The sequence below is a fragment of the Microcystis sp. LEGE 08355 genome, from assembly GCF_015207185.1.
Classification (GTDB): domain Bacteria; phylum Cyanobacteriota; class Cyanobacteriia; order Cyanobacteriales; family Microcystaceae; genus Microcystis; species Microcystis panniformis.
In genome coordinates this window covers 1-7,323 of sequence record NZ_JADEXI010000206.1, presented here as the reverse complement: position 1 = coordinate 7,323, position 7,323 = coordinate 1, and the positions used below count along the sequence as shown (strand labels likewise).

The 7,323-nt window shown below is 42.2% G+C and carries 7 protein-coding genes and 1 pseudogene; all 8 read right to left on the bottom strand.

Translation table 11 applies throughout. The annotated features are described in order from the left end of the window. Window positions 1-262, bottom strand: a pseudogene (locus tag IQ242_RS11975) (hypothetical protein); the annotation flags it as partial. Window positions 263-378: 116 nt separating this feature from the next. After that, window positions 379-1,119, bottom strand: a complete 741-nt coding sequence (locus IQ242_RS11970; RefSeq protein WP_193960125.1) for a Uma2 family endonuclease — start codon at window positions 1,117-1,119, stop codon at window positions 379-381. Between the two features lie 38 nt (window positions 1,120-1,157). Further along, window positions 1,158-1,928: a Uma2 family endonuclease gene (locus tag IQ242_RS11965; RefSeq protein ID WP_193960124.1), complete on the bottom strand. Its 771-nt coding sequence runs from the start codon at window positions 1,926-1,928 to the stop codon at window positions 1,158-1,160. A gap of 34 nt (window positions 1,929-1,962) precedes the next feature. Next, complete coding sequence (locus tag IQ242_RS11960; protein ID WP_193960123.1) at window positions 1,963-2,793, bottom strand: Uma2 family endonuclease; 831 nt, start codon at window positions 2,791-2,793, stop codon at window positions 1,963-1,965. A gap of 60 nt (window positions 2,794-2,853) precedes the next feature. After that, complete coding sequence (rfbH, locus tag IQ242_RS11955; RefSeq protein ID WP_193960122.1) at window positions 2,854-4,191, bottom strand: lipopolysaccharide biosynthesis protein RfbH; 1,338 nt, start codon at window positions 4,189-4,191, stop codon at window positions 2,854-2,856. A gap of 74 nt (window positions 4,192-4,265) precedes the next feature. Continuing rightward, a complete protein-coding gene (gene rfbG / locus IQ242_RS11950) occupies window positions 4,266-5,384 on the bottom strand; it encodes a CDP-glucose 4,6-dehydratase (RefSeq protein WP_193960121.1) in 1,119 nt (372 codons plus the stop codon). A gap of 422 nt (window positions 5,385-5,806) precedes the next feature. Then, window positions 5,807-7,087, bottom strand: coding sequence for a hypothetical protein (locus IQ242_RS11945; RefSeq protein WP_193960120.1), 1,281 nt, complete (start codon window positions 7,085-7,087; stop codon window positions 5,807-5,809). Between the two features lie 102 nt (window positions 7,088-7,189). Next, window positions 7,190-7,323: GDP-mannose 4,6-dehydratase (locus tag IQ242_RS11940; RefSeq protein ID WP_255520651.1), on the bottom strand; the 134-nt coding region annotated here is incomplete at its 5' end.

Here is a 7,323-nt window from a genome sequence, read left to right as displayed (position 1 = left end):
GTTTTACTGAGGGAATATAAACCCAGTCAGGCGCTTTGACAACAGTTTGAGTTTTAACGGTAGCACATAAGCCAAAATTAGAAGCAATTAGCATCGATTCTAGAATTAATCCTGCTAATTCTAGGGATTCCCGTAAAGCTGCTGCTAATAGGGGTTGCAAGTTGTTGTCCACAGGTTCGTCAGGTAGAATAAAATCATCTGGCAGTTTTTCCCAGGTGATTATCGTTGATTTTGTCGGTAAATCAATAGCAGATGGTGTCATTGTCGTCAACAGTCCTTCCTAATATTTAATAAGCTCTCATAAACTGCCCGCCACTAAGTAGGTGCATTAAATTAATTATCAAATAGACCTGTAGGTGGACAATGCCGGCAATTATTTCATACACTATCATCAACTTCAACTCCTAGCGCTCTTAATTTTGCCGCCAAGCGCTCGGCTCGTTGCTTTTCCTGTTCAGCCCGTTGCTTTTCCTGCTCTGCTAACTCCTCTATAGTGGGGAGCAATTGCCCCTCTGCTGTTGCCCAACGTAGCCAAGTAATCGGCTCTTGTTCATCCCCATAAATTCCCTGCCACCGCACTAACACTAGCCCTAATATTTCGCTGCTGAACCTGCCTTGAGCATCTGGGTTTAAAGATTTATAAACGCCCCCTTCTAGGCGATGTCCCGCTAAATCTTCTGGGTCAAAGGGATCATACCAAAAGTATTCTGTCACCCGCAAACGATTCTGATAGATGAGTTTTTTCTCTTCTTTATCTTTTTTTGCTGTACTTTCAGAAAGCAACTCAATCACCACATCAGGAGCTTTTTCTTCTTCCCAGACGACCCAGCTTTTCCGTTCTTTTCGAGGCACGTCCAAGACGACAAATACATCAGGTCCGCGATAATCTTCGTTCCGCACTTGATTAGGGCTAAAGTAAACAAACATATTGCCCCCCACAAACGCTTCTCGTCCTTGGGTTTTTAACCACTGGGATAGAGGTCTGACTAATAACTGCATTTGCAGTCCGTGTCTCTGGGTTTCCATGGGAATACCATCATCAGAAGGTAGTTCATCTTGGGTCGGTGGTAGCTTGATCCCTAGTGGGTTAGCTGCAATTAGGAGGGTTTCTTGAGCCATTGGATTAGTTGGGGTGAACAACTGGTGCTACTTTCCTATCATAAACTATCATCAACTTCAACTCCCAGCGATCGCAGTTTTGCCGCCAAGCGCTCGGCTCGTTGCTTTTCCTGTTCTGCCCGTTGCTTTTCCTGTTCGGCTCGTTGCCTTTCTTGCTCTACTAACTCACTGCCCCATAATAGCAAATTTCCCGACTTATCCCACCAGCGCAACCAATTAGTAGTAAATTCAGCTTTGGTTCCTTGCCAGATACCGATAAACAAGTTAAGTTCTTTTATCCAGTAACGATTATTCTCGTCTGGCAACTGCTGCTCATACTTTCCTGCCACTAAACAATAAACATCTAATTCTCCCGTTTTTGGCTGAAATATTCCATAGACAGGTACTTGTAAGATTTGCTCGTAAAAATACCATTTTCCATAGGGATAGTGAGGGTTGATGGAATATTCACCCCCTTCGGTTTCCGAGATAAACTCTAGGACGATGGTAGGAATTTCTCCTTCAAGATGGGGAGTATAACTGCGCCGAATTTCTCCACTAGCAATGGGTTTTACTGAGGGAATATAAACCCAATCAGGTGCTTTGACAACTGTTTGAGTTTTAACGGTAGCACACAAGCCAAAATTAGAGGCAATTAGCATCGATTCTAGAATTAGTCCTGCTAATTCTAGGGATTCGCGTAAAGCGGCTGCTAAGAGAGGTTGCAGGTTGTTGTCCACAGGTTCATCAGGTAGAATGAAATCTTCTGGCAGTTTTTCCCAGGTAATAGTTGGTAAGGGGTTTGACTGAAGTAGTTGCATGGCTGTCATAAGTAATTTCACTAATTCAAATATCTAAAATGGGCTATAGATTTTCAGGATTGACTCCCAACTCTTTTAACTTTTGCACCAAACGTTGGCGAGCAATTTGTTCTTGCTCAAGTTCTAACTCAGCTTGTTCGGCCCGTTGACGCTCTTGCTCGGTTCGTTGCCGCTCTTGCTCGGCTCGTTGCTTTTCCTGTTCGGCTCGTTGCCTTTCTTGCTCTACTAACTCACTGCCCCATAATAGCAAATTTCCCGACTTATCCCACCAGCGCAACCAATTAGTAGTAAATTCAGCTTTGGTTCCTTGCCAGATACCGATAAACAAGTTAAGTTCTTTTATCCAGTAACGATTATTCTCGTCTGGCAACTGCTGCTCATACTTTCCTGCCACTAAACAATAAACATCTAATTCTCCGGTTTTTGGCTGAAATATTCCATAGACAGGTACTTGTAAGATTTGCTCGTAAAAATACCATTTTCCATAGGGATAGTGAGGGTTGACGGAATATTCACCCCCTTCGGTTTCCGAGATAAACTCTAGGACGATGGTAGGAATTTCTCCTTCAAGGTGGGGAGTGTAACTGCGCCGAATTGTTCCGCTAGGAATCGGTTTTACTGAGGGAATATAAACCCAGTCAGGTGCTTTGACAACTGTTTGAGTTTTAACGGTAGCACATAAGCCAAAATTAGAAGCAATTAGCATTGATTCTAGAATTAGTCCTGCTAATTCTAGGGATTCCCGTAAAGCTGCTGCTAAGAGGGGTTGCAGGTTATTGTCCACAGGTTCGTCAGGTAGAATAAAATCATCTGGCAGTTTCTCCCAGGTAATTGGCGGTGATTTTTTGAACAAATTAATTGTGGATGGTGTCATGTTTATCTCTTTGTCATTAAGAAAAGCCAAGAATACTTAAAAAAGTCGGTTTTCCCTTAATCACCCTTGGCAGAAACTTTTTAGCGTCAAGACAACATATTCTAACATTTCCTCCGTTAATCCGGGATAAATGCCCAGCCAAAAAACACTACTCATGATTTTATCTGCATTACTTAAATCCCCAATAACTCGATAATTTAACCCCTTATAAAGAGGCTGGCGCAGTAAATTTCCTCCAAATAATAGCCTTGTGCCAATGCGTTTTTCCTCCAAATGCTTAACCAAATCATTGCGGCTAAAAGGCGCATTTTCCTTGACAAAAATCGGAAACCCGAACCAACTCGGTTCAGAATCGGGGCTGGCTTCAGGCAGAATTAAAACATCTTGAAGCTCCTGTAACTTTTGATGCAAAAAATCGAAATTTTCCCAGCGCTTTTTGATAAATCCTGGCAATTTATCCAGTTGCGCTACCCCGACGGCGGCTTGCATATCCGTCATCTTTAGGTTATAACCCACATGAGAATAGGTGTACTTATGGTCATAGCCAAAGGGTAAATCTCCTAACTGCCAACCGAAGCGCTTATTACAGGTATTATCTACCCCCGGAGGACACCAACAATCTCTCCCCCAGTCACGGAATGACTCGACAATCTTTTTCAAGCGGGTATCACTGGTTAAAACCGCCCCTCCTTCTCCCATAGTCATGTGATGGGCAGGATAAAAGCTAACCGTTGCTAAATGCCCAAAGGTGCCAGTTTTTTGCCCTTTATAGAGACTTCCCACCGCGTCACAGTTATCCTCAACTACCCAAAGGTCATGTTTTTCGGCAAAAGCCATCACCGCTTCTAAATTAAACGGATTTCCCAGGGTATGAGCGATCATAATCGCTTTAGTCTTCTCTGACAAGGCCGATTCCAGCTGCTCGATGTCGAGGTCATAACCGGGTAATTTAACGTCTAAAAAGACCGGAATTAGCTGATTTTGAAAGATGGGATTAACGGTGGTCGGGAAACCCGCAGCGACGGTAATGACTTCATCCCCCGGTTTAAGTTGTTTTTCTCCCAATTTAGGGGAAGTTAAGGCACTTAAGGCCACTAAATTCGCTGAAGAACCGGAATTGACTAATAAACAATGTTTTACCCCCATCCACTGGGCAAAACGTTCCTCAAATTCCGCCGCATATCTGCCCGTCGTTAACCAGAAATCTAGGGAAGAATCCACTAATTTGACTAATTCTTGCTCATCAAATACCTTACCCGATGCCGGGATATAGGTCTGTCCCGCCACAAAAGCCCGGGGTTGAAATTTGTGTTTATAGTATTCTTGTACGGCTTGAAAGACTTGCGATCGCAGTTCTGCTTCGGTGGTTGTATTGGGGGGAGAAATAGATTGAGTCATGGTTAATTTCCTTTCAGAGGCGAAATTTGAACTTAATGATTACTTAATTTGCACTATTATCAGCCTTGAGTTCGCTAATCGGTCAGACAACTTTGATAATATTCGATTTGTTGGCGAGTAAGGTCTTGCAATTGTGCTTTATCTTCAGAGTCCATTTGAGCCGCTTGATAATACCATGTCACCGTTTCCTTGAGGGTTTGCCGAAAATCCCAGACGGGTTGCCATTTTAGGGTATGGAAAGCCTTATCTGTGACTAGATTAAGCAATTTAGCCTCATGAACAGCATTCGGATCACTTTGATCGAGCCAAGTTCCCGGCCAAAGTTGTAGGATAGACTCAACTAACTCTTTAACCGGACGATTAGAAGTCAGAGACGGACCGAAATTAAACGCCCCATATAACCCCCGGCTGTCTTGCTGCCAATTAGCCGTCATCAACTGCTCATAAATCGACTCAGCTAACCGTAAATAGCCACCTAAAGGCTCTAAAACGTGCTGCCAAGGGCGAGTCGCTAGAGGGTTCCGCACCGGAATTGGTTCGGATTTCATCAAAGCTCGCATCGCATCGGGTACAATCCGATCTAGGGACCAATCTCCGCCACCGATGACATTTCCTGCCCTGGCGCTGGCAATACCGATGGGGGTTTGAGGGGTTTTAAAGAAGGAATTTCGCCAAGATGCGATCGCTAATTCCGCCCCCGCCTTACTAGAACTATAGGGATCATAACCCCCTAATGGGTCATTTTCCCGATAACCATAGACCCATTCCCGATTCTCATAGCACTTATCGCTAGTAATAAACACGGCGGCACAGGGATGAGTCAGGCTTTTCAGGGCCTCTAAAACGTGAATAGTCCCCATGACATTTGTGTTCCAGGTTGCCACCGACTCCAGATAAGAAAGTCGCACTAAGGGTTGTGCCGCTAAATGAAAGACTACATCCGGTTGCCACGAAGCGATTAAACGGGCCACTAACTCAGCCTCTCGAATATCCCCTAGATGGTGACTCAAATTTTTAGCTAAGTCTAATTGGTCAAATAAAGCGGGGGTGGTATTGGCAGCTAAACTGAGGCCTTTTACCGCTGCCCCTAGATGGAGTAACCAAAACGCCAGCCAAGACCCCTTAAAGCCAGTATGACCCGTGATCAAGACCTTTTTGCCCGGCCAAAATGCTTTCTTTACCATATTTTCCATCTAGCTTGTCCAGTGTCATCAAGGTGATTGAGTATTTCCATTTCTCGATAAGTATCCATGCACTGCCAAAACCCATCAGGCTCATCCCAGAAGGAGAGGGGAGCTACGATTGTTCACAAGTCAAATAGACTCGCTATACTGGGTTTTCAGTTAATTTCAACGGCTTTCTGCCAGTAATCGCCGAAAAGAATTTTTGAGAAGGCTTAAAGCCATCACCCTAAATCTTTGGGAGCTACTATACATGAACTTGACCGAGAATGTCAATTGGTTAATGGGCTTTGACAATTCATTGAGTTTTGCTATATATTAGCCTGTGGTTAAACTTTTAAGTAGTCGTGCAAAATTAATTTCCTAGTGAAGATAGGCAAGAGGCAAGAGGCAAGAGCGGGGTTAGATATGTGTAATTAATTTTGCTTAGGTACTTATACGGAAAATTTGCCAGATAATCTCTTATGGACTGAACTTTTTAGCCATTCAGGCATGGAGAGAATTGCCATGTATAATAAATTGGCAGCTAAGAGCCAATTGATCATTTCATCAACTAACCAAGGATATAAGAATGGACTTGCGTAAAAGGTTGTCACCATAGCGACTAAAGCCATACTGGAAGGTAAGCTCAATTGATTTTCTTGCTTAATCCAATCCAAAATTTGAGGAAGGGCAAAGATTAGAAAAGTTAATTTGTAATCATAAAGCATGCCAATAACAAGAAAATTTCCTAAATGAATTGCTGCCGCAAGACGGAAGTAATCAATGTATCGACTTTTATCTAAAGATTTGTCCGAATCGGTTGAGACAAAATCCGAACTAAGCCATTCTTTAAAAATTTTAAGTTTCGACAATAAAACTCTTGTTAAGATTGACATAGTAAATAAAATCATAATTATATACATCATATATATGATCGTATTTTTAAGATCAGTTTCGCCGCTAGTAAGCTTTGATAGAATATATTTGACTGCACCAAAGAGGACTTTATAGCCAAAACTATACCAAATCCTCCCATCATGAACGCTTGAGATAGTTTTCATCTCCCCTATACTAGCGAGAAAATAAGTAATAAAAGCAGTGGTAAAAATAGCCGACAAGAACAGAAATAGATTTCTTTTTTCTTTAAGAATTACCGCCAGTCCAAAAATTGGAAATAGTTTAACAAACCCCCAAAAAAATATTAATAAATAGGCGCACAACCTAAAAATTAATGCTCGGCTATTCTTAATTATTATCAGTCCGACACCAAGCCAAGAATAGATAACAATATCTACGTTGCCACGTTCCACTAAAAGCATTACCGGTGGTGAGCATAAAATTAGGGCATAAACTACAGCTTCTTGATAATTTAATCTGCCAATGATAATTAAAGTTATCCCATAAAAGATTAAAGCAAAGAAAACTCCCCAAAATATAGTATCACGCTGCTCTAACCCCAGCCAAGTTAATGAAGACCAACTACTAGGATAAGATATTTGCTTGAAGCAGGAATTATTGATTAGGGAAACTTCCTCAGTCAATCGATCACAATCAAAGGCACCTAATACCGCTCCAAGATCGATAAAAGCGTTTTCAGCCGCAGGAACCCCCAGTTTCCACCAAAACCTGTGATAGGGAACAAAAAAGTTAGCTAGATACAATAACCCAAAATATCCTAAGACTGCGGCAACTACCAAAAATCTGCCATCAATTTTTGATTGCTTTTTGAGCATCTGCTTAATCTGGATATGTATTGAATTTACTATGTCCACTTTGTGCCTCCTGTTATTAAAGGATTGACTATCTGTCAATGACTTGAGTTCGATATAGGACGCTCATTGCGCCGCTAAATGAAAGACTACATCTGGTTGCCACGAAGCGATTAAACGAGCCACTAACTCAGCCTCTCGAATATCCCCTAGATGGTGACTCAAATTTTTAGCTAAGTCTAATTGGTCAAATAAAGCGG